The organism is Nostoc sp., from assembly GCF_036917655.1.
In the GTDB taxonomy this organism is placed as follows: domain Bacteria; phylum Cyanobacteriota; class Cyanobacteriia; order Cyanobacteriales; family Nostocaceae; genus Nostoc.
The window spans coordinates 1-20,110 of the sequence record NZ_JBALCY010000083.1 but is presented as its reverse complement, the minus strand read 5'-3'; the positions used below and the strand labels follow the sequence as shown (position 1 = coordinate 20,110).

Here is a 20,110-nt window from a genome sequence, read left to right as displayed (position 1 = left end):
GAAAGTAACCGATGACTAATATTCCGATTGAAGGCATTTTCCCCAGTGAGAAGCCTAACCACGAATCTCCCGGTAACTGGAAAGAATACTTCAGCTTTAGTACTGATCATAAAGTTATTGGTATCCAGTATCTCGTTACCTCATTCTTCTTCTTTCTTGTCGGCGGAATCTTTGCGATGGTGATGCGGGGAGAACTGCTAACACCCGAATCAGATTTAGTCGATCGCACCGTCTACAACGGTATGTTCACCATGCACGGCACTGTGATGCTGTTCTTGTGGACATTTCCTTCCCTAGTTGGTTTTGCTAATTATCTAGTGCCATTAATGATTGGGGCGCGAGATATGGCATTTCCCCGTCTGAATGCCGTTGCCTTTTGGATGGTGCCAGTAGTCGGAATTTTGATGATGGGTAGCTTCTTTGTCCCTGGTGGCCCAGCCCAAGCCGGTTGGTGGTCTTACCCGCCAGTTAGTCTCCAGAATCCCACAGGTAACTTAATAAATGGTCAAGTTATCTGGCTCTTAGCGGTGGCAATATCCGGCGTATCCTCGATTATGGGGGCAGTAAACTTTGTCACCACCATCGTCAAGATGCGGGCGCCAGGAATGGGCTTCTTTCGGATGCCCTTGTTTGTCTGGGGAGTATTCAGCGCCCAGATTATCCAACTGTTCGGACTACCTGCACTGACAGCTGGTGCGGTGATGCTGCTACTCGACCTTACGGTTGGTACTAGCTTTTTTGACCCAGCCAAGGGTGGAAATCCAGTCATGTTCCAGCATTACTTCTGGTTCTACTCCCACCCCGCCGTTTACGTGATTATTTTGCCCGTCTTTGCGATTTTCTCAGAAATCTTCCCAGTTTATTCACGTAAACCCCTATTTGGTTACAAAGTAGTCGCTATTTCATCCATCTTGATTGCAGGAGTGAGCGGCATTGTTTGGGTACACCACATGTACGTCAGTGGTACATCAGGCTGGATGCGGTTGGTTTTCATGATGACAACAATGTGTGTATCTGTACCCACAGGAATTAAAGTATTTGCTTGGGTAGCAACTATCTGGGGAGGTAAGTTGCGGCTAAATACACCAATGCTGTTTGCCTTGGGTGGATTAGTCATGTTTGTCTTCGCCGGCATCACAGGCATCATGCTTTCTTCAGTGCCGGTTGATGTTCACGTCAACAATACCTACTTTGTGGTGGGACACTTCCACTACGTCCTCTACGGCACCGTGACGATGGGCTTATTTGCTGCCATCTATCACTGGTTCCCCAAAATGACTGGGCGGATGTACTCCGAAAGCTGGGGCAAAATCCACTTCTGGTTAGCCTTCATCGGCACCAACCTTAACTTTTTGCCCATGCACCCTTTGGGATTACAAGGGATGTTACGCCGAGTTGCATCCTACGCCCCAGAGTATCAATTCTGGAATGTCATCGCTAGCCTGGGCGGATTTCTCTTAGGAATGTCCACCTTGCCCTTCATATTCAACATGGTAATTTCTTGGATGCAAGGCGAGAAAGCACCTGCTAATCCTTGGCGGGCAATTGGACTAGAGTGGTTAGTTTCTTCACCCCCCCCAGTAGAAAACTTTGAAGAAATTCCCATCATCATCTCTGAACCCTACGGCTACGGCAAATCAGAACCGTTGACAGCCAACCTCCCAGAATAACGCAAACAAAACATCGGGAAGACGCACAAACCCTCCGCGTACCTCTGCGCTTCCCTTTGCGTTTCAAATTCCACCCTCAAGCTAAAAGCAAAATGGACAGTTATATCAATTCAAATGAATTGCACCAGCCAAGCGCAGAACACAGCCACGACGAAGAAGGCAACAAGATGTTTGGCTTCATTGTGTTCTTACTGTCTGAAAGCGTCATTTTCCTGAGTTTTTTCGCAGGATATGCTATCTACAAAACAACAACTTCTAACTGGCTACCAGCTGGTGTTTCTGGACTAGAAGTAAAAGATCCGACAATCAACACAGTAATTCTTGTCGCCAGTAGCTTTGTGATTTACTTAGCAGAACGCGCCCTGCAACGCCATGACTTAGTGAAATTTCGCCTATTTCTATTGGCAACAATGGCGATGGGAACTTACTTTTTGGCTGGACAAGCGATTGAATGGAGCCACCTGGAGTTTGGCTTCACCTCCGGGACATTCGGTGGAACATTCTATCTATTAACAGGTTTCCACGGTTTGCACGTTTTCACAGGTATTCTGTTGCAGTTGATAATTTTGGTACGTTCTTTCATCCCAGGCAACTACGACACAGGTCACTTCGGCGTGAACGCAACTTCGTTGTTTTGGCACTTCGTCGATGTTATCTGGATTATTTTGTTTCTCCTTATCTACGTTTGGCAGTAAACATTAGACTTCTTGCGAGAATACAGTCTAAAGATATTTAGAATCACAGATGCACACAGATTGATCTGGGTGCATCTTTGTTTATCTGTAGTTTCATTATCATAAAGCAGCCTTAGCTTGGGGCGATCGCTTCTCTACGAAACCGAAACGTCGCTTGCTTCATTATAAAAGTCCGATGAACAGACGCCACTTCCGAATTCTGTCGGAGACGCGCAAGGGACAAGTAGGCACAGTGGCTCAACTTTCCAAGATACTGACTTTTGCAAATATTAAATATTGTTGATGTCCTTAAGCTAATCAGCATTTAAATTGCATAGAACTAAAGCTGCAACCCTTACTAAAAGCGAATTATCTTGGAAAAATAAATCACGATTAGCTTACTACTCTAATTGATGCATTTTTGTTAAGTACTTCCAGAAATAAGTTATATCTTAATTTATTTATTGTAATATTACGGGTTAAAATCTTTTTTAATCCGTAATATTACTTAACTGTATTTGCTTGATCAATTAAATAGCTTTACAATAAAAAAATCGCAATGCTTATCTAAACCCCAATGGGAACAAATCTCTCCAATAGGCTAATTGTTGGCTGTAATGACTGGGCTTGAATTATGACTTTAGTCATGGTTTTGTTTGTGACTTTCATTAAACTTTTTCTGGAGAAATCTCAATGACCATTTCAATGTACCAAGCTTCAATACCCGTGTCTATTCGCACACTGAACAACCTCGTAAATATTCTGGAAAAAGGTGCTACATATGCAGAAACTAAAAAAATAGATCCTTCTGTGTTGATCAATAGTCGTCTATCCCCAGATATGTTTCCATTATCAAAACAAGTGCAGATTGCCTCTGACATAGTAAATAGAGGTGCTGCACGACTAGCAGGGATAGAACCACCCCAGTTTGAGGACAATGAAACTACATTCCCTCAACTTATTGACCGCATTCATCAAACTATCTCTCATTTAAATACATTTAAACCTGAGCAAATTGACGGTTCAGAAGAGAGAACAATTACCCTTAAGATGCCTGACAACACTCTATCTTTTCAAGGAATGCCATTTCTCCTATATTTTGTTTTACCAAACCTTTATTTCCATGTCACAACAGCATATGATATTCTCAGGTACTGCGGTGTAGAACTTGGTAAACAAGACTTTCTAGGTAAGCCTTAATAAGAGCAACATCTAACATCATCATTGCTCTAAGGTATTGCATGAAATTTTGAATAACGTCATGCAGCTTATGCCGCTAGTGGGACTTAAACAAAAACGAAGAAGAAAAATAAGTATAAGTTCTAAACTTGATTTACCAGTCAAAAACTTAATTTCCGAGTTGAAAACTTAATCTCCGAGTTGAAAAACCTAATTTCCGAGTTAAAAACTTAATTTCCGAGAGGAAACTACCTAAATGAAAAAGCATTTAGGCAAATTAAGAAAGTAATCTGCCTGAATGCTGATTGAACTCGCTTTATCTATTTTCCCAATGCAGTCTACTTCTTTGTCAAACTAAATAACTTGTGTTGGGCACGATCGCAAAGAAGGCATACTCATACCAAGCAGTCCAAATAAAACTGCGAATCCATCGCTGACGCTTTTCGGGACTCAATTCATATTCAAATGCCCCACGAGATACATCAATGGAAGATAAATGAGAGTTGCAACCGCAGCCGTGTTGATAAGTAAAGCCGTATTTGGAAGCTATACTTTGCACCTTCATCTGGATAGCAAACACCTTACCTGCATGGAGTATGGCATCCCAAGCGCGTTTGTGTTCAATATCGCGCTGATCAAATCTTAATGCACGTTCTTCAAAAACATGATCGCGGTAAATTGGTGCTATATGCACATGATAGAAGCTGGCAGGTAGTTCATAACCAAACTCGTTGAATAAATCTATGCCAATGCGAGCCACTTTTACTTCATTAGCATACTCTGTCCCCTTTGACTCCACATCACGGAGAATTTCTGCAAAATTCGGATAGCTGTGTTTGAGAAAGTCTTGCCCAAAAAACTCTAGGGTTTCCCATGCCAGTTGTGCAAATAGCTGGGAGAATGAGGGTATCAAGTGAGCTAGTTGGGGGCGATCGCTAAATAAGTCAACATCACCATGCTCTAATTTATATAGGAACAACTGTGCCATCTCAACATAGCTTTGGGGATGAGAAAGTCCGACACTCGTGGTTCCTCTAGCAATGTCTTGCCATGTAGAAGGTAGTTGAGAAACGTGAACCGCATTTTCTCCAGCAATGACTGCAACAGGAGGACATTCGAGAAGTTGCATCGACAATCTCCTTTAAGACTTTAATCTGTAATTTACCTTAAGCGATCGCCAAGTATATCTTCTGAACACAATTAAAAATGTTTGACAGACTGTCTTTTGACAGCGATCGGAATTTTGTTCATGATATTCCTTTTACAACACTTCATGTTAATTTGATTGGGCATAGGGCAGAGGTCAATCATCAATAGTTCTTCTTCCCCTGCTCCCCCTGCTTCCCCTGCTCCCTTATCTCCCCAGTCCTCCCCTTCAGCCACCTGCAATTTTCTTATATATTTTCTCACCTTTTATTATCTCTTCATAGTGCTGCTCATAAGGGGTGAACCTGATAGATTCTTGTCGTCCTAAACCCAAGATACCAAAGGTGCAGAGGCTATTATAAAACAGTTCGTGTACCCGCTTTTGAAGTACCTGATTGAAATATATGAGGACGTTACGACAAAGGATGACATTAAACTCATTAAAAGAACTGTCAGTTGCTAAATTATGCTGCGCGAAAACAACATTTTCTCTTAGAGATGCTCGAAAAATCGCGTTATCATAAGCTGCTGTATAATATTCTGAGAAAGACTTCTTACCGCCTGCTTTCAGATAAAGCTGAGTATATTCCTGCATCAGTTTCAGGGAGAAAATACCACTTTTGGCATTTTGTAATACCTTCTCGTTCGTATCAGTGGCATATATGCGGCAACGGTGGTAAAGTCCTTCTTCTTGCAGTAAAATTGCCATTGAGTAGACTTCTTCACCGGTCGAGCATCCAGCGTGCCAGATGCGAATAAACGGATAGGTTTGCAAGAAGGGGATAACTTGATTTCTGAAGGTATTATAAAAGCTCGGATCACGAAACATTGATGTTACATTCACCGTCAGAGCAAGCAAAAATCGTTCTAAATAGGCACGGTTATGGAGTAAACGCTCTTGCAATGAAGAAACATTTGCTAACCCCTCTAATTGCATGAAGCTCTGAATGCGGCGCTTGAGTGAGGAAAAAGCATAATCGCGAAAGTCATAACCGTAGTACTGATACAGCCCTTCCAAGAGCAGATGTATTTCGATGTCCTCCAAGGTCGGTTTGGGCAAAGGCATAATAATTCATAATTAATAATTTATAATTCATAATTATTACCCCAGGCATGAATGGGCTTTTTGAAATAATGATGTTGGACTTTGGGCATTTTCCATAAATCGATTTAGTTGCTTTTTAGGATCAATTAGGGATTAGAAATTAATAATTATTTGCTCATACAATAATCCTAAATAGGTGATAAATAAAAATAATGAGAACTACACGTGTACTCCTAGGGTGAATTAAGCTACGCACAGCAAACGCACTTTAAGGAGACAAAGTACAGGTTCGCGCGGCGGAGTGGACGCACCAGAAGAAAGAAATAGATAAGATGTTTACAAACAATTTAAGATTGCTGTCAAACCCAAGTAGATTTTATGCCTAAAATAGCTTGCTGAATCTATTAAATTTGATCGTGATACTACTTATGGGTTTGAGTTTAACCAAGTGGCTGTTACTCCTAAAACAGCGATCGCTGTTATTGAAATCACAGTTAGCCATCTTACCTGGTAGCGTAGATTTTTAATCTCTTGGCTCAGACTTTCTGTCTGTGGTATGGAATATGGTTGCAGTTCTGTAACTTCGATAGCTACTTGCTGCGGTGTATTTGGGGGATTTCTAAAAGAAACCTGTGTGTGTAGCCAATTAGTAATCAGTTGGGGACAGTTCTTTTTAAACCAATTTAAAGCTAAGGTTCTAAAAACTGGTTTGGACATTCGAGCAATTAATTTCATCACCCTATTTAAGGGTTTCAGGCGAAGCTTTTGGTTGATCAGATTGACTGAACCAACATCATAGAGACAATCCAGAATTAGTTTCACAGTGGCTTCTTCACTGTTAATCAAGTTTTGCAGTAAAAGCAGAACATCATGCATACGCTCTGCTTCAATATACTTTTCTGCTAAGTTTTCTGGAGGACTTACTGAAGGACTTACAGTTGTATTTAGGGTGTTTTGTCTTACTATCGTCATGTTGGTAACATAGCAGCCAGAATAATGTATGTACACCTATCTACCGAGAGAAAGATTTTTTATCTAGAGAGAGAACCTAAAAGCCAAAATTTGTTTGTGAGACATATGACTATATCGTGTCTGTAAAAAGGCTATTTGTCTAGTTCCAATGAATCTTTTCTTTACTTCTGGGTAAATAAAATTTTTATCAAGATGCTAATACCTCAATTTGTGCAACAACTCGTTCTAATTCCTCAATGATTACAGTGCTTCCAGTCTTCCTGAAAGCATCCACAAGCGCCCGATAATACCAAAGAGTTCCTTCTTTACGCCCCTGAAAACGTTCCCAAAGTGATTCGCCCAAAACGCGATAATCTTTGAGAATAGACTGGGCGTTGTAGAGTTTATCTGCTGATGACACGAGCAGTACTGATGGGGAAGCGGTAGGAATGTGAGCAATGTATGCCTCCTTGCGCTGTCGCCAAGGCGGTTTTGGAGTTGTATCAGCGTCAGTACAACCATCTACAATTGCTGTTACATTGTCACCAAAACGGCGGCGAATTTCTGACCGTGTTGCGGTTCCACCTTGGTCTTGTTAGCTAAGGTCGGGGTGTCGCCACTCCGCCTCGCCTCCAGAACCGTGCTTGAGATTTTCACCTCACACGGCTCCTCAGTGACTTGGTGTTTTTCATACATACCTCTATTACCCATAGGGTTTAGGCGGTTAAAAAGGATTAGCATCCAACCATTCCTCATTTAACTCTTTTGTGCCAACAGCGTATAAAGCTGTTACGTTGTCGTGGCAGTGTCGATGAAGAAGTTGAAAGTTTTTATATTCATCTTTACCGCCTTGATGACGGGGAATGACATGATGAATTTCTAGCAAATCTTCATCTTTAAAGTACATTTCACAATGGGCGCATTTCCCTTTCTGCTTCTTGAGGAGTATCGCTACTCTTTTATTGGCTTCAGGATGTTGCCCCATTCTTGAACTCCAGTAAATCCAATCTCCGTCGAAAGGACTGCGATTCCCTTGCACTTTTGTATGTCTAACAATTGGTGTTTTTGCGTGCAAAAGGAGATGCATTTTGTCTTTTACGGTGAATTCCCATCCTTGCCCAGAATCTACGTGCCAGTATTTATTACTGACCCATTGTTTATTCTTTTGTGGGTGACGGCTATCTGCCCAAGCTCTAAGTTGTTGGTATATTAAGTAGTCTACCTTTGTAAAGGTAGCTTTACTTGCTTGAGTTGAATAGTATCTAGCCCATCCTCTAATTATTGGGTTGAGTCTTGTTATTAACGCCAATTGTGGCGCTGACTTGTGGGTTTTGATGACTTTTCCAATGTTCTCAAGATGTTCTTTTACCTTCTTTGGGCTTGGGGTGATTAGTGGCTTAAATCCAAGGGGTTTACCGTTGGTTCCTTTAATTGATCGGTTTTTCCCTGTTGGGAATTGCCTGATGTTAAAGCCAAGAAAGTCAAACCCTACATTTTCCTCAAACTCGTAAAGAGTATGGGTTAAATGTGTTTTACTTGGTTTAAGCTCTAAACTCATGTCTTTTAACCAGTCTGCGATTATCTGCTGACATCTTTGGACAACGGTTAGGTCTTCGTGCATTATCACGAAATCATCGGCATATCTAATGAGAACGGGCGATAGGATTCTTATACATTTTCCGTTGACTCTAGGCTGTCTTACAGGAAATGCCTGCTTTATCCGATTTTCCATACCGTGGAGGGCTATATTTGCTAAAAGCGGAGAGATAATTCCGCCTTGCGGTGTTCCCGTCGCGCGAGTCCGCGCGCCCGCTTCGCTAACAGATGTAGGGAATAGCTCTGCGCCATCCATCACTCCCGCTTTTAGCCAAGCTCGAATTTGTCGGCGAATGGTGGGGGGTGTATTTAATTTTTTCAGCAGCGCATCGTGGTTGATGTGGTCGAAGCATTTAGAGATATCAGCATCAAGTACGTACTTGGTTTTAGCTTTTACCTCGTTCAATATTGCCACAACCGCATCGTGACAGGAGCGTCCTGGTCTAAAGCCGAAGCTATTAGGCTCAAACTTGGCTTCCCATTCGGGTTCCAAGGCTAGTTTAACTAGCGCCTGCAAAGCACGGTCGTGTATCGTCGGAATGGCGAGTGGTCTTTTCTCCTCTATTCCTGGTTTGGGAATCCAGACTCTTCTGGTGGGAGCCGCTTTATGTCCTATTTTTAGGCTGTTTACCAAGATGAGGCGTGCTTTTGGAGTCAGGTTTTTAACTCCGTCCACACCTGCGGCTTTCTTTCCTTGGTTATCTTGCGTTACTCGACGTACAGCTATGCATTTTGCTGACCAGGATTTTGTTACTAATCTCTGGAGTCTGTGAACTGTCTTGACATCTGCACGCTGAGAGGCTTGGTAAATTCGTTTTTGCAGCTTAAACATTCTACGCTCTAGCTTGTGCCAGGGTAGTTTGTTCCATTCATACGTAGTCGTTAACTCGTTCATAACTTATAAACCGCTATTAAAGACTTTACCTTCCAAATCACCGTGTCTCTGTCTGCTTATCCTTGGCGTTACCCAAGGCATTTGCTTCTGAGACAATCCTTCCCAACTCAATGCTTGCGCTGGCTACTACTCAGTTATCGACCAATCCTGAGAGCAATTGAGTGGGTTACTTCGTTCCTGATTTCCGTTATTGTGTTGGTTTTAGAGCCTCTCTATCCACCGGGAGTTTTATGGATGCCTGTTAGTAACCGTCCATTACTAACACCTTTGATAGCTCCGTTCGATAGCTATCACTAACTCCGTTCCCTTTTTGGGCAAGCCGATAATCCGAGTAGGCTTGTTCACGATGACGATGGTTCGGTCGAGAGTTCGTATTCCTGCTCATGACCAACTATGCTAGACGGGATTCTCAAGTCGGATTCTGAGTTACCGCCGTGATTCCCCGCTTCACCTAGTTGAGCTGCCACGCTTAACTAAGTGGGGGACTCGCTGTTACTCCTGCATCTGGAGAGATGGAATTGATTATTTTGGCATTTGCCCCTAGCTGTCTTTGCCTAGTTAGGCTCGGCTAGTTATCTCACCATCACAGAAATCAAGTTGTCAAGGTTCTGTACCTTGCAGTCATCCCTGAGTATTGCTACTCATTTCGACTAACGAATCGCACCGATCGCATCGTGTAAGAGGGCTGCGATCGCTTCATCTTCATTTGCCCCGTATTCTAAAGCAATACTGGCAACACCTAATAAATGGGCAACGTAGGGGACACCTGAACCTTTACGAACTTGGTTGGCGTGCAGTTGGGTAGCGTAGGTGAGGGCTGCGGTAAAACGTTCTGTAAGCATTGTATAAAATGAGTTAAGATAACTCCAGCTAAGAGGTTGTTTGAAAAGGGTTTATGTCAATTTTATAACAAACCGCTCCAGGCTTCGAGGCCGCAAAGAATGAGAGTGGCTAAAGAACCTTTAGCAGAAGGTTGGGATCAGCAAAAGGACAAATTTATCAACTTAGCACCCGACTTTGTAATTGAAATTCGTTCTAAAAATGATATAGGAATCCGAGTTGAATTTTGAAAAAATCTAAGTATTTGTAGGGTGTGTTAGATGGAACGTCGTAACGCACCATCCCAAGCTTTTGGTGCGTTAGCGTAGCATAACGCACCCTACGTGTATTTCAAAAATCAAATATGAGTCCTATAGCTTGGCAAAACTAAAAGCCAAGATGGAAGAATATATTGCTAATGGTGTTCAATTAGGATGGTTAATTGATAGTAAAAATGAACAAGCTTTAGTTTATCGTCGGGATAGTTCAATTACTCAATATCCGGCTACAGCAATGTTAAGCGGTGAAGATATTGTACCTGGGTTTATCTTGCCTTTGAAAAAATTATTGTAAGAGTGAAGCCTACGCACTTTATACCCATTTGATATGACGATGCGTCAAAGCAAAATTCGATTCTAAAGTATGTTGCGAGCTTTTTTCTTAAACAGATTTTAACGAAAGTTCATAAACAAACAACATAACTACTAAATTCTATCTATTCCATCTTTATTTTGAGTGATATTTGACAATAAGCTGTTCTGCATCTACGCCTTAAAGCTCTGAATAAAAAAGCAAAAATTTTTATTGATAATAATGTAGTTCTACTTTTAGATATACAACATTTAAAACTATATTCCATCGCTAGATAGATAAATTTCTGATTATATTTTATTAAGTTTAATCGAGGATATACTATTTAAAGTAGGAGTTAATTTAATAATGGCAGACAGTCCTAGCTTAGGAGAGCAAGCGCTGAATAAAGCGGCAGAAATAGGATTATCTAGCCAATTAGACGAAGTAGAAATTTTAGATGTAAACATCCAAACTCCCGCTGAAACTGGTTAAGGGAGAGGTGGATGCAGTCACGATTGAAGGTGAAGGTTTGGTAATGCAGAAAGACCTCCGTATGGAAAAACTGTTGCTCTGAAAAATGTCGAGTATGGCGAAAGTGAGGAAATATCGCCAGAGTTGACAAAAGCATTGATAGATCAAACTAGCGAAACTTTGAATTTGAGTAACTTTGATTCAGAAGGAATGAGCTTGCAAGTTAAGCAACTAAAAGTAGAAGTAGGCAAACTCACCCTACAAGCTGAAGCTTATATTGAAAAAATTCCTTCTGCTTAAAAATAGGACATTAATAAATTCAGGATACTAACAATGGAAACTACAGAAACAAACCAAACAAGTTCAACACCTTTCCCAAATATTCCACCAGTTATTGAAAGTAACGACAGTGAGTATCGTGATAGCGGCGTACCCAGCACAGTTGCGATCGCAGGACATCCCCTACATCCTCTGAGTGTGATTTTTCCCATAGCCTTTTTAGCCGCAGCCTTGGGAAGTGACATTGGCTACTGGTTAACTAGTGATTTCTTCTGGGCTAGGGCTTCGTTATGGTTAATCGGACTCGGATTAGCTGGAGGTGTCCTTGCCTCAGCGATCGGTCTCAGCGACTTTTTGAAAATTGAACGAGTTCGCAAGCGCACCGCCGGTTGGGCGCATTTGATACTTAACGTTTCTATCCTAGTTTTATCACTCGTCAACTTTCTCCTGCGCTTGGGCGACCCTGAGTCCCGAATAGTCCCTTGGGGACTGTTAATCTCGCTCATTGTCGGTACGCTGGTTAGCCTTTCCGGCTGGTTCGGTGCCGAACTCTCCTATCGTCACAAAATTGGTGTAGTGGGTGCTGGTAGCAGAAGATATCCATAACGAAGTTAGGACTTACGTACAAGAGATCCCCCAACCCCCTTAAAAAGTTGGCTCTTTAATATCCCCCCTTTTAAGGGGGGATCGATGTTTCAGGTTTTCAATGCGTAAGTCCTGGAAGTCATTCTTAATTAAAATCCAAAATTACAAATTATTAAGAAAAAGCAGTCCAGAGGCTAAAATTTTCGTTAGTCTTTAGCCTTGAGAAAATGCTCCAACATCGTAATCAAACAATATTTATTATTATTTCTGTGTTCATCGTTGTACCGATGGGTCTTTTGTCTAAGTTTTACACTGGGCCTGCCCATCAGTGGTTTAATGACTACGGAGGAGATGTACTTTACGAAATATTTTGGTGTGTGTTTGCATTTGGGTTTTTCAGAAGTCGGGCGGCGATAATCCAAATTCCTATATGGGTTTTTGTCATCACCTGTATACTAGAATTCTTGCAACTTTGGCATCCGCCACTATTAAATGAGATTCGCGCCACCTTAATAGGTAAATTGTTACTTGGGACTACATTTGTTTGGTGGGATTTTCCTCATTATTTATTGGGTTGTGTTTTAGGTTGGTTGTGGCTGCAACAATTACACAAAATAGGTTATGCGAAAAAAAGTCAAGGTTAAACCTAATTCAAAACAGCAAAAGATTGAAGAACAACCTGATGGCAGTCTGACTGTGTATTTAAAATCGCCCCCAGTTGATGGTAAGGCGAATGAAGAGTTAATTAAACTACTAGCAGAGAAATTTGATGTAACCAAATCTCATATCAGAATTAAGTCAGGTTTGTCCTCCCGGCAAAAGCTGATAGAAATTGATAAAGATATCTAGTTGCTGTTTAGTAACACCTTCTTGCAAGACTTTGCCTGCCTCCTGAATATGAGGCGATCTCCCACCCAGTACATCCTCTAGTAGAGCCAATAAACGAGAGACAAAAACTCCCAAAATCCAATTTTTATACTTGTCTGATACTGATATACCTTGGTTGAGCTTTGACTCTTTCTATCCAAGCTTGGATAGCAGGGAATTGTGTTAAATTGAACCCACCTTCATTAGCTACATGAGTGTAAGCGAACAAGGCGATATCAGCAATCGTGTAACGCTCTCCCACAAAAAAAGTGTAAGAAGTTAAGTGTTTTTCCATCAAGTTAAGTGCTGCATAACCTGGTTCACGTTTTTGCTTGATAGCTTCACTATATTCTTCAATTTCACCTAGAATAGAAATCCAAAATCTTGATGTAGCAATAAAAGGTTCATGGCTATACTGTTCAAAACATAACCATTGCAGCACCTGCGCCCGTGAAAATGGGTCATAGGGTAAAAATTCTGTGCATTCACTCAGATACACCAATATGGCATTTGATTCTGCCAAGTATTTCCCTGGCTTAATTTCCAGAACGGGTATCTTACCGTTAGGATTTTTACTTAAAAATTCTGGTGTTCGAGTCTCGCCTTTCAAGATGTTAAGCTCTACCCTCTCAAAAGGCATACCTAGTTGTGTCAATAAAAGACGTATCTTATAACCATTGCCAGAAGGTAAAAAATCGTACAAACGCAGTAGTTCCATGCTAAAATGCAGTTAGGAATATGTTGATAAGTGAAGCTTCAAAATACAATATCTTACCAAAAGATTTTCCCAAAACCGGATAATTGTTTTTATATTTAGCTTCTGAGTACTAGATAAAATTATTCCAAAAAATAAAAACAGTATTATTTATTTCTAGATTGAGATGTTTAATTCAGTGAGTCGTGGAGCATAAAAGTATGTGTGGAAGATTTACTCTAAACCAGTCGGCAGCAAGTTTAGCTCAAGTTTTCCATGTTGAGCCAGTTTCGGATTTAGCAGCGGAATATAACATTGCACCTACGCAAATGGTGGCCACAGTGTTACAAAATCCCGAAAGCGAAAAGCGTGAATTTAAGCAGTTGCATTGGGGCTTAATTCCGTCATGGGCGAAAGATGCAGGGATGGGGGCAAAGCTGATTAACGCTAGGGCAGAAACTGTTGCTGAGAAACCCGCTTTTCGCTCGGCTTTTAAGCACAGACGCTGTTTAGTGCTAGCTGATGGCTTTTATGAGTGGCAACGCCAACAAGGCAAAAAGCAGCCGTTTTATTTTCGCCTTCAAGATGGGCAACCCTTCGGCTTTGCAGGTTTGTGGGAAAGATGGCGATCGCCTGCTGACGAGGAAATAATCTCTTGTACAATTTTGACAACGGCAGCGAACGAATTACTCCAACCTATCCACGAGCGGATGCCAGTGATTCTAGAGCCACAAGATTACGATTTATGGCTAGATTCCCAAGTGCAAACGCCCCAAACCCTACAGCAGCTATTGCGTCCCTATCCAGCGCCAGCAATGACTGCCTATCCAGTTAGCACCTTGGTCAATAACTCTCGGCATAATAATTCGCAATGCATCATCCCCCTCAGTGAGAAGAATGCACCCCCAAATCAGTTAAATTAGCTATTGAGTGTACTAGATAGTCTTTATAGCGCGTATACATACTATAATGCACCCCCAAATCAGTTAAATTAGCTATTGAGTGTACTAGGGAATTGGCGAGATGAGGGAGATGGGGGAACAGGGGAAGAAAAACTATTGATTATTGCCCAATGCCCCATGCCCAATGCCCAATGCCCAATGCCCCATGCTCCAGTCCCCAATATCCAGAGACAAATATGCCAAGAACACAAAAAAACGATAATTTTGTTGACAAATCCTTTACAGTGATGGCGGATATCATCCTGAAGATCCTGCCAACCAACAAAAAAGCTAAAGAAGCGTTTGTTTATTATCGAGATGGTATGTCTGCCCAAGCAGAAGGGGAATATGCTGAAGCATTGGAATACTATGAAGAAGCTCTAACACTAGAGGAAGATACCAACGATCGCGGCTATATTCTCTACAATATGGGGCTAATTTATGCCAGCAATGGCGACCACTACAAAGCTTTAGAACTATATCACCAGGCAGTTGAGTTAAACCCACGTATGCCCCAAGCCTTGAACAACATCGCCGTGATCTATCACTACCAAGGCGAAAAGGAGAAAGAAGCTGGAGATAACGAGGCTGGCGAAGCACTGTTTGACCAAGCAGCAGACTATTGGATTCGAGCTATTCGCATGGCTCCCAATAACTACATCGAAGCCCAAAACTGGCTGAAAACCACTAAGCGATCGCAAATTGACGTATTCTTCTAAAAGTGAGGAGTTAGGAATTATGAATCATTCACTCCTAACTCCTGTACAGACGCGATTAATCGCGTCTCTCCTAACTCCTAACTAAAAAAATATGATTGACCAAGAACAAGTTCATAAAGTAGCTAATCTTGCTCGTTTAGAATTGACTCCAGAAGAAGAAGAACAGTTCACTACCCAATTGGGAAGTATTCTGGATTATATTCAACAGTTGGATGAACTTGATGTCAGTAATGTGTCCCCAACAACACGGGCAATTGATGTCAGCAATATCACACGAAAGGATGAATTGCAACCCTATCCTGACCGGGAAAGTATTCTCAACAGTGCGCCTGAACAGGAAGGCGAATTCTTCAAAGTACCAAAAATCCTCAATGCTGAATAGTCTAAAGTCCAGAGTTTTAGATTCTTGACTATTGGCTAATAACTAAGGAGATAATTATGGGTTTGGGAATTCTAAAGGATGGTCAGTGGGTATCTCAAAGGGATCAAGAAGACTCCGAAGGTAAATTTATCCGTCCATCAACAACTTTCCGCAACCACATTACAGCTGATGGTTCTAGTGGGTTGAAAGCTGAAGCGGGGCGCTATCATCTGTATATTTCTTGGGCTTGCCCTTGGGCGTGTCGCACCGCCATTATCCGCCAATTGAAAGGACTTCAAGATGTCATTGGGTTATCGGTCGTTGCAGCAGAAATTGCTCAAAATAGCTGGGAATTTGGCGATGAACCGGGGTGCATTCCTGATACAGTCAACGGTACTCAATATCTTTGGCAACTTTATCTGAAAGCTGACCCTAACTATAGCGGCCGGGTGACAGTTCCAGTTTTATGGGACATCCAAAATGGGACAATTGTCAATAATGAATCCCGCGAAATCATCCGCATGTTTGATACAGAATTCAATGCTTTCGCTAAACAAAATATCAACTTTTATCCAGAACATTTACAAAAAATAATTGACGAGACGATTGATAAAATTTATCAACCAATAAATAACGGTGTCTACCGGGCGGGATTTGCTACCACTCAGTCGGCTTATGATGAAGCCGTAACGGAATTATTCACGGCCCTCGACTACTGGGAAAAAGTATTGGGAAATCAACGCTATCTTTGCGGAAATCAAATTACAGAGGCGGACTGGTGTATGTTCACTACTCTGTTTCGTTTTGATGTAGTTTATTATGTGCATTTCAAATGCAATTTACGCAGGATTGTAGATTATTCAAATCTGTGGAATTATCTCAAAGAACTTTACCAACTGCCGGGAGTTAAAGAAACTTGCAACCTTGACCACATCAAACGGCATTATTATAAGAGCCATCCCCAAGTTAACCCAACTCGCATCGTCCCAAAAGGCCCACTGATTGATTTTGATGCACCCCATAACCGGGATAAAATATTTGCTTGATTAAAACTGCTGACCTTTAACTGTTTTATTCGCTTGTCGCGTCATCGCTTCATGAGTATTACATGCAGCCCAGAACTTAGTGCCATTCATCTGGGGTAAAAAATTTAAAGTAGAGATTTTTGAGATTTTATATTAGCATAAAAAGTAAACTCAGCACACATTCCAAAATAGTAGATATAGATTCTAGTTCACTTCGCTTGAGATGCCCATACAGTTGAGTCAGTCCAGTAAGGGTAAGGTTGTTGGTTTCTGGGTCGATGCTCGTTCAGCCCCAAAGTTCCGAAATTTCTGAATTTCGGTTTCACCTTCGGCTAGAGCGCCCAACATTAGAGCATGGTGAAGATCCCTAGCCACCCGGATGCGACCCCGTAAAGACAGCCAAAAGTGGGCCGCTGAATAATTAACTTGTGAGAAAGGTGTTCGTGAGTTTTTACGGTTATAACAGAAGCCGACATTAGGATACACTGGCTTTTGAATACATCGGAAATTCAGCAGCGACAAACAAAGTCGCTACTGAACTTCCTGCCTAGTATGCTATCGCTTTTTGCTGTATGAAACTTATTCCAATCTACGGTAAGTCTCCCTCAAGAAGGTTTCTTAGCATTTAAAACGACTCCCACTGTTTTGAGCCTATAGCCTTAGAATATTTACAAGCTTTACTTACGAATTAGCTCTCTCTAGAAAAAAGTACCGTTTTTGCTGTATAAGCTGACATTCTACCTGTTTCTATCCGAATTTATGTAGCTTATTAACAAATCAGCGGATTTATTAATATTAAGCCTGCTTTACTATTTAGTTTCTTACCCTGACCTATTAGACTACCTAGTGTTCATTTCACTTTGTTCAATAGCTTTTAGCCCTTATCGCTCCCATGCTGACCCATCACCGCAAGCCCGTGTGCTTATCACTTATTTCCACTGACTTACCAATCTGGTCTGTTGTCGAAACTGCCGGGACATTGTATCAAAAAGACACTGATCGATTCCATTTACTATTGACTGCACCGCCCCTAATTAGCTGTGAAGTAGAGAGTGTCCTAAGTCCAGAGGACACACTTCCCCAAAGTAAGAGCAAAGCTTACGCCCCTAACAGTCCCAGAATTTTGTGGCTGGAGATTTCTCCTTACCGAGTCATCATGACTATGCAAGGTAACGCTCAAGTGAGTTACCGTCACTTTTGGGAAAAGGGCGTTTATGGTATTAGTCGCTATTGGTTGCCAACTGAGTCCTTGCAACCTAACAATCCTATTCGTTTACGAAATTTTACTAGTAGCCTAACTCTCAACGGACATCCCTTGCCAGAACATTTGCGTCTGGAATATGAATTGTGGGCAGAAAAAGTCCAACTAGGATGCTACATACTAAATTTGGAAATTAAACACTGATAGTGATGGGGACTAGGGACTAGGAAGTAGGGAAAAGTTTTTCCAATATCAATAACCCATACCCAATCCCCAATCCCCAATCCCCAATCCCCAATCTCTTTCAACCAAAATAACTAGGTTGGTTTCCAGGTTTCCATTTAATATTGCAACCAACACTCGGCTTTTGCTCACTTGCAACAGGTTTACCCGCCAGCACTGCTTCAATGGCTGCGCGTAAATCTGCGCCAGTTACAGGTTTACCATTACTGGGGCGGCTATCATCTAATTGTCCCCGATAAACAAGTTGCCGTTGGTCATCAAATACAAAAAAATCAGGTGTGCAAGCTGCTGTATAAGCCTTTGCCGTTTCCTGGCTCTCGTCGTAGCATAAGGTAAAATTAAACCCTTGTTCTGTGGCAAATGCTTGTAACGACTCTGGAGCATCATCTGGATAATTGTGTGCATCGTTAGCACTGATGGCAACGATCGCTAAATCACCTGTAAAATAATCTTTTCCTAACTGCGCTAATTCTTTTTGGACGTGCTTTACAAATGGGCAATGCCGACAAATGAACATTACCAACAGCGCTTTTTTATCTGCAAAGGTGGAAAGTGAAGTTGCCTTTCCAGATACCACTTCCGGTAGATCAAAATCTGGTGCTTTTGTGCGTAGCGGCAACATACTTGAAGCAGTTAAAGCCATAATTTACCTGATAACTTTACGCTGATAACTAACGGCTTTTGCTATCAGTATATTTTTACTCTAGCACTAAGTTTTCCATAAATTAAGAGACGGTAAATTTACCGTCTCTTACATTTGTTGAGAATTAAGTTATAGAAATTAGTTATTACAGATTTGCCAAAACACCAACGATACCATGTCCTGTGAATACTTCTAATGCTATCAGAGAGACAAAACCAATCATTGCTAAACGACCGTTGAGCAGTTCTGCGTAAGGAGTGAAGCCTGTGCGATCGCCTTGCTCATCTATATAAACCCTTGGCTCGATCGCAAAGTTGTTCAGTTTCCCTTGGTCGTCAATTATAGCAGTGTTTGTACGCATGGTTTTTTCCCTGTCTTCTCTTTATGTAAATAACTGTAACAAAGACATTAATATTTGTAAAGTATCTTAATTTGCTCAAGTAGAAGTCCAAGCCAGAGATATGATAATGGATCGAGTTGAAAGCCATGTTTAACAAACAGGCTCCGCTGCTTCTGCATAAGCACTTTCAGTCACAAATCCATTCCCAAAAACTAATGCATCGATTTCGAGTAGAGGTTATTGCCAAAACACCAAACCCGCAGCAGGTGATTTATGCCGCGATGCACCAGGACTATACTGATGGGTTCGTGTTTGATGAGCGCGACTCCTGGCCCTCGGAGTCACAAAGCGGCGAAGTTATTGTTAAGCGACTTTTAGCGGGTGAGAGGGGACACTATGGGCCTCTAGAGCATCCCCAGATTGTTTTCAACTGTGGCTACTTTCCCCACAGTGTCATGCAGCAGGCGCGTACTCATCGCGTAAGTGTGTCATTTGATGTTCAGTCTTTTAGGTACACAGGCAACCAATTTATTGATGTAGTAGAAGGTAAAAAAGACATAGAAGATGTTTTTTACCTGCGTCCCGTTGGTTATTACACTGATAGACAAGGTAAAAAATATCATTATTCACCAGAGCAACGAGCCGCAGATTTGCAGTGGTGTCTAGAAGCTGCTAAACGATATAAAGCTGATTTTGAGGCTGGAATGTCTGAAGAACACGCAAGAGGTAAAGTGCCTTTTGATTATCGCCAGCATTTTGTAGTTAGTTTCAATTTAAGGTCTTTTTTACATTTTTGTGACCTGAGAAATAAGAAAGACGCTCAACTTGAAATTCAAAAGTTGTGTGAAATGATGTGGCCTCATTTTGAAGATTGGGCACCTGCGATCGCACAATGGTATGAAAAGCAGCGTCTAGGTAAGGCAAGATTAGCACCTTAGATATTAAGGGTTCTTCAGTACTTGTTATGCCAAATTATTAGCTATGCCCGTAAAATAAGATTAAAAATTGGATTAAAAACTTACTAAAAGCATCGCAGCTATTGACATGTAATGAATATTTGTTATTAGCTGTAAATACTATCAGATGATTTTTTGGAATATTTACAGTTATGGTTCATAAAAATGATATAAAAATCCTCACAGAGATTCTTGATTTAGACGACATAAAAGTAATATCACATCGTCTTCATGAGG

25 protein-coding genes and 3 pseudogenes are annotated in these 20,110 nt (G+C 41.5%); 15 read left to right on the top strand and 13 right to left on the bottom strand.

Annotation, left to right across the window (positions count from 1 at the left end):
* The first annotated feature begins 11 nt into the window (after positions 1-11).
* The 3 genes from ctaD (at position 12) to V7K30_RS31555 (ending at position 3,544) form a co-directional block, all read left to right on the top strand.
* The gene (ctaD, locus tag V7K30_RS31565) at positions 12-1,670 is read left to right on the top strand and encodes a cytochrome c oxidase subunit I (protein ID WP_335006166.1); all 1,659 of its coding nucleotides are present in this window, start codon (positions 12-14) and stop codon (positions 1,668-1,670) included.
* Positions 1,671-1,762: 92 nt separating this feature from the next.
* On the top strand, positions 1,763-2,365 hold the full coding sequence (locus V7K30_RS31560) for a cytochrome c oxidase subunit 3 (protein ID WP_335006165.1): 603 nt from the start codon (positions 1,763-1,765) through the stop codon (positions 2,363-2,365).
* Between the two features lie 672 nt (positions 2,366-3,037).
* Positions 3,038-3,544, top strand: coding sequence for a DUF1993 domain-containing protein (locus tag V7K30_RS31555; protein WP_335006163.1), 507 nt, complete (start codon positions 3,038-3,040; stop codon positions 3,542-3,544).
* A 328-nt stretch (positions 3,545-3,872) separates the two neighbouring features.
* Here V7K30_RS31555 and V7K30_RS31550 read toward each other — a convergent pair whose 3' ends face one another.
* The 9 genes and pseudogenes from V7K30_RS31550 to V7K30_RS31510 all read right to left on the bottom strand — a co-directional run.
* A complete protein-coding gene (locus V7K30_RS31550) occupies positions 3,873-4,652 on the bottom strand; it encodes a hypothetical protein (protein WP_335006162.1) in 780 nt (259 codons plus the stop codon).
* A 71-nt stretch (positions 4,653-4,723) separates the two neighbouring features.
* Positions 4,724-4,906, bottom strand: a complete 183-nt coding sequence (locus V7K30_RS31545) for a hypothetical protein (protein ID WP_335006160.1) — start codon at positions 4,904-4,906, stop codon at positions 4,724-4,726.
* Positions 4,899-5,735, bottom strand: a complete 837-nt coding sequence (locus tag V7K30_RS31540) for a CheR family methyltransferase (RefSeq protein WP_335006158.1) — start codon at positions 5,733-5,735, stop codon at positions 4,899-4,901. Before V7K30_RS31540 ends, V7K30_RS31545 begins: the two co-directional genes overlap by 8 nt.
* Before the next feature lie 405 nt (positions 5,736-6,140).
* The gene (locus V7K30_RS31535) at positions 6,141-6,686 is read right to left on the bottom strand and encodes a hypothetical protein (RefSeq protein WP_335006156.1); all 546 of its coding nucleotides are present in this window, start codon (positions 6,684-6,686) and stop codon (positions 6,141-6,143) included.
* Positions 6,687-6,873: 187 nt separating this feature from the next.
* A pseudogene (locus V7K30_RS31530) lies at positions 6,874-7,260 on the bottom strand (HD domain-containing protein); the annotation flags it as partial.
* Positions 7,200-7,406, bottom strand: a complete 207-nt coding sequence (locus V7K30_RS31525) for a hypothetical protein (protein WP_335006154.1) — start codon at positions 7,404-7,406, stop codon at positions 7,200-7,202. The gene V7K30_RS31525 and the pseudogene V7K30_RS31530, both read right to left, overlap by 61 nt.
* Positions 7,390-9,156, bottom strand: coding sequence for a group II intron reverse transcriptase/maturase (ltrA, locus tag V7K30_RS31520; RefSeq protein ID WP_335006152.1), 1,767 nt, complete (start codon positions 9,154-9,156; stop codon positions 7,390-7,392). The genes V7K30_RS31525 and ltrA overlap by 17 nt, the downstream gene beginning before the upstream one ends.
* A 341-nt stretch (positions 9,157-9,497) precedes the next feature.
* Complete coding sequence (locus V7K30_RS31515; RefSeq protein WP_335006150.1) at positions 9,498-9,623, bottom strand: hypothetical protein; 126 nt, start codon at positions 9,621-9,623, stop codon at positions 9,498-9,500.
* A 198-nt stretch (positions 9,624-9,821) separates the two neighbouring features.
* A pseudogene (locus V7K30_RS31510) lies at positions 9,822-9,998 on the bottom strand (HD domain-containing protein); the annotation flags it as partial.
* A 99-nt stretch (positions 9,999-10,097) separates the two neighbouring features.
* On the opposite strand from V7K30_RS31510, the gene V7K30_RS31505 reads away from it, so the two are divergent.
* The 6 genes and pseudogenes from V7K30_RS31505 (at position 10,098) to V7K30_RS31480 (ending at position 12,732) form a co-directional block, all read left to right on the top strand.
* Positions 10,098-10,226, top strand: coding sequence for a hypothetical protein (locus V7K30_RS31505; RefSeq protein ID WP_335006149.1), 129 nt, complete (start codon positions 10,098-10,100; stop codon positions 10,224-10,226).
* A 79-nt stretch (positions 10,227-10,305) separates the two neighbouring features.
* Positions 10,306-10,548: a Uma2 family endonuclease gene (locus V7K30_RS31500; protein ID WP_335006194.1), complete on the top strand. Its 243-nt coding sequence runs from the start codon at positions 10,306-10,308 to the stop codon at positions 10,546-10,548.
* Between the two features lie 366 nt (positions 10,549-10,914).
* Positions 10,915-11,319, top strand: a pseudogene (locus V7K30_RS31495) (LmeA family phospholipid-binding protein).
* 33 nt (positions 11,320-11,352) lie between these two features.
* Complete coding sequence (locus tag V7K30_RS31490; RefSeq protein ID WP_335006147.1) at positions 11,353-11,904, top strand: DUF2231 domain-containing protein; 552 nt, start codon at positions 11,353-11,355, stop codon at positions 11,902-11,904.
* Positions 11,905-12,110: 206 nt separating this feature from the next.
* Positions 12,111-12,527, top strand: coding sequence for a ribosomal maturation YjgA family protein (locus V7K30_RS31485; RefSeq protein ID WP_335006145.1), 417 nt, complete (start codon positions 12,111-12,113; stop codon positions 12,525-12,527).
* Positions 12,505-12,732: a DUF167 domain-containing protein gene (locus V7K30_RS31480; protein WP_335006143.1), complete on the top strand. Its 228-nt coding sequence runs from the start codon at positions 12,505-12,507 to the stop codon at positions 12,730-12,732. The genes V7K30_RS31485 and V7K30_RS31480 overlap by 23 nt, the downstream gene beginning before the upstream one ends.
* A 124-nt stretch (positions 12,733-12,856) precedes the next feature.
* Here the strand turns inward: V7K30_RS31480 and V7K30_RS31475 are convergent, their stop codons facing one another.
* Positions 12,857-13,468 carry a glutathione S-transferase family protein gene (locus V7K30_RS31475; protein ID WP_335006141.1) on the bottom strand — a complete coding sequence of 204 codons (612 nt, stop codon included), beginning with the start codon at positions 13,466-13,468 and terminating at the stop codon, positions 12,857-12,859.
* 197 nt (positions 13,469-13,665) lie between these two features.
* Here V7K30_RS31475 and V7K30_RS31470 point away from each other — a divergent pair, with 197 nt between their 5' ends.
* The 4 genes from V7K30_RS31470 to V7K30_RS31455 all read left to right on the top strand — a co-directional run bounded on the left by V7K30_RS31470 (position 13,666) and on the right by V7K30_RS31455 (position 16,511).
* On the top strand, positions 13,666-14,367 hold the full coding sequence (locus V7K30_RS31470) for an SOS response-associated peptidase (RefSeq protein WP_335006139.1): 702 nt from the start codon (positions 13,666-13,668) through the stop codon (positions 14,365-14,367).
* A 215-nt stretch (positions 14,368-14,582) separates the two neighbouring features.
* Positions 14,583-15,104: a photosystem I assembly protein Ycf3 gene (locus tag V7K30_RS31465; protein ID WP_335006137.1), complete on the top strand. Its 522-nt coding sequence runs from the start codon at positions 14,583-14,585 to the stop codon at positions 15,102-15,104.
* 91 nt (positions 15,105-15,195) lie between these two features.
* Positions 15,196-15,486, top strand: a complete 291-nt coding sequence (gene gatC / locus V7K30_RS31460) for an Asp-tRNA(Asn)/Glu-tRNA(Gln) amidotransferase subunit GatC (RefSeq protein ID WP_335006135.1) — start codon at positions 15,196-15,198, stop codon at positions 15,484-15,486.
* 56 nt (positions 15,487-15,542) lie between these two features.
* Positions 15,543-16,511, top strand: a complete 969-nt coding sequence (locus tag V7K30_RS31455; protein WP_335006133.1) for a glutathione S-transferase family protein — start codon at positions 15,543-15,545, stop codon at positions 16,509-16,511.
* Positions 16,512-16,730: 219 nt separating this feature from the next.
* On the opposite strand, the gene V7K30_RS34470 is transcribed toward V7K30_RS31455, so the two are convergent.
* Positions 16,731-17,012 (bottom strand): hypothetical protein, encoded by a 282-nt coding sequence (locus V7K30_RS34470; protein ID WP_442941126.1) that lies wholly within the window; start codon positions 17,010-17,012, stop codon positions 16,731-16,733.
* Between the two features lie 370 nt (positions 17,013-17,382).
* On the opposite strand from V7K30_RS34470, the gene V7K30_RS31445 reads away from it, so the two are divergent.
* Entirely contained in the window at positions 17,383-17,895 is a 513-nt protein-coding gene (locus V7K30_RS31445) for a hypothetical protein (RefSeq protein ID WP_335006131.1), read from the top strand.
* A gap of 100 nt (positions 17,896-17,995) precedes the next feature.
* Here V7K30_RS31445 and V7K30_RS31440 read toward each other — a convergent pair whose 3' ends face one another.
* The gene (locus V7K30_RS31440) at positions 17,996-18,577 is read right to left on the bottom strand and encodes a thioredoxin family protein (RefSeq protein ID WP_335006129.1); all 582 of its coding nucleotides are present in this window, start codon (positions 18,575-18,577) and stop codon (positions 17,996-17,998) included.
* Positions 18,578-18,722: 145 nt separating this feature from the next.
* Positions 18,723-18,938 carry a chlorophyll a/b-binding protein gene (locus V7K30_RS31435; protein WP_335006127.1) on the bottom strand — a complete coding sequence of 72 codons (216 nt, stop codon included), beginning with the start codon at positions 18,936-18,938 and terminating at the stop codon, positions 18,723-18,725.
* A 194-nt stretch (positions 18,939-19,132) separates the two neighbouring features.
* On the opposite strand from V7K30_RS31435, the gene thyX reads away from it, so the two are divergent.
* Positions 19,133-19,855 carry an FAD-dependent thymidylate synthase gene (thyX, locus tag V7K30_RS31430; RefSeq protein WP_229488414.1) on the top strand — a complete coding sequence of 241 codons (723 nt, stop codon included), beginning with the start codon at positions 19,133-19,135 and terminating at the stop codon, positions 19,853-19,855.
* Positions 19,856-20,110: the final 255 nt, after the last annotated feature.

Excerpts from the sequence above, each read along its gene's own strand:
- ctaD (WP_335006166.1), top strand. The coding sequence starts at position 12 with ATGACTAATATTCCGATTGAAGGCATTTTCCCCAGTGAGAAGCCTAAC.
- V7K30_RS31560 (WP_335006165.1), top strand. The coding sequence starts at position 1,763 with ATGGACAGTTATATCAATTCAAATGAATTGCACCAGCCAAGCGCAGAA.
- V7K30_RS31555 (WP_335006163.1), top strand. The coding sequence starts at position 3,038 with ATGACCATTTCAATGTACCAAGCTTCAATACCCGTGTCTATTCGCACA.
- V7K30_RS31550 (WP_335006162.1), bottom strand. The coding sequence starts at position 4,652 with ATGCAACTTCTCGAATGTCCTCCTGTTGCAGTCATTGCTGGAGAAAAT.
- V7K30_RS31540 (WP_335006158.1), bottom strand. The coding sequence starts at position 5,735 with ATGCCTTTGCCCAAACCGACCTTGGAGGACATCGAAATACATCTGCTC.
- V7K30_RS31535 (WP_335006156.1), bottom strand. The coding sequence starts at position 6,686 with ATGACGATAGTAAGACAAAACACCCTAAATACAACTGTAAGTCCTTCA.
- V7K30_RS31525 (WP_335006154.1), bottom strand. The coding sequence starts at position 7,406 with ATGCTAATCCTTTTTAACCGCCTAAACCCTATGGGTAATAGAGGTATG.
- ltrA (WP_335006152.1), bottom strand. The coding sequence starts at position 9,156 with ATGAACGAGTTAACGACTACGTATGAATGGAACAAACTACCCTGGCAC.
- V7K30_RS31505 (WP_335006149.1), top strand. The coding sequence starts at position 10,098 with ATGAGAGTGGCTAAAGAACCTTTAGCAGAAGGTTGGGATCAGCAAAAG.
- V7K30_RS31490 (WP_335006147.1), top strand. The coding sequence starts at position 11,353 with ATGGAAACTACAGAAACAAACCAAACAAGTTCAACACCTTTCCCAAAT.
- V7K30_RS31485 (WP_335006145.1), top strand. The coding sequence starts at position 12,111 with ATGCTCCAACATCGTAATCAAACAATATTTATTATTATTTCTGTGTTC.
- V7K30_RS31480 (WP_335006143.1), top strand. The coding sequence starts at position 12,505 with ATGCGAAAAAAAGTCAAGGTTAAACCTAATTCAAAACAGCAAAAGATT.
- V7K30_RS31475 (WP_335006141.1), bottom strand. The coding sequence starts at position 13,468 with ATGGAACTACTGCGTTTGTACGATTTTTTACCTTCTGGCAATGGTTAT.
- V7K30_RS31470 (WP_335006139.1), top strand. The coding sequence starts at position 13,666 with ATGTGTGGAAGATTTACTCTAAACCAGTCGGCAGCAAGTTTAGCTCAA.
- V7K30_RS31465 (WP_335006137.1), top strand. The coding sequence starts at position 14,583 with ATGCCAAGAACACAAAAAAACGATAATTTTGTTGACAAATCCTTTACA.
- gatC (WP_335006135.1), top strand. The coding sequence starts at position 15,196 with ATGATTGACCAAGAACAAGTTCATAAAGTAGCTAATCTTGCTCGTTTA.
- V7K30_RS31455 (WP_335006133.1), top strand. The coding sequence starts at position 15,543 with ATGGGTTTGGGAATTCTAAAGGATGGTCAGTGGGTATCTCAAAGGGAT.
- V7K30_RS31445 (WP_335006131.1), top strand. The coding sequence starts at position 17,383 with ATGCTGACCCATCACCGCAAGCCCGTGTGCTTATCACTTATTTCCACT.
- V7K30_RS31440 (WP_335006129.1), bottom strand. The coding sequence starts at position 18,577 with ATGGCTTTAACTGCTTCAAGTATGTTGCCGCTACGCACAAAAGCACCA.
- V7K30_RS31435 (WP_335006127.1), bottom strand. The coding sequence starts at position 18,938 with ATGCGTACAAACACTGCTATAATTGACGACCAAGGGAAACTGAACAAC.
- thyX (WP_229488414.1), top strand. The coding sequence starts at position 19,133 with ATGCATCGATTTCGAGTAGAGGTTATTGCCAAAACACCAAACCCGCAG.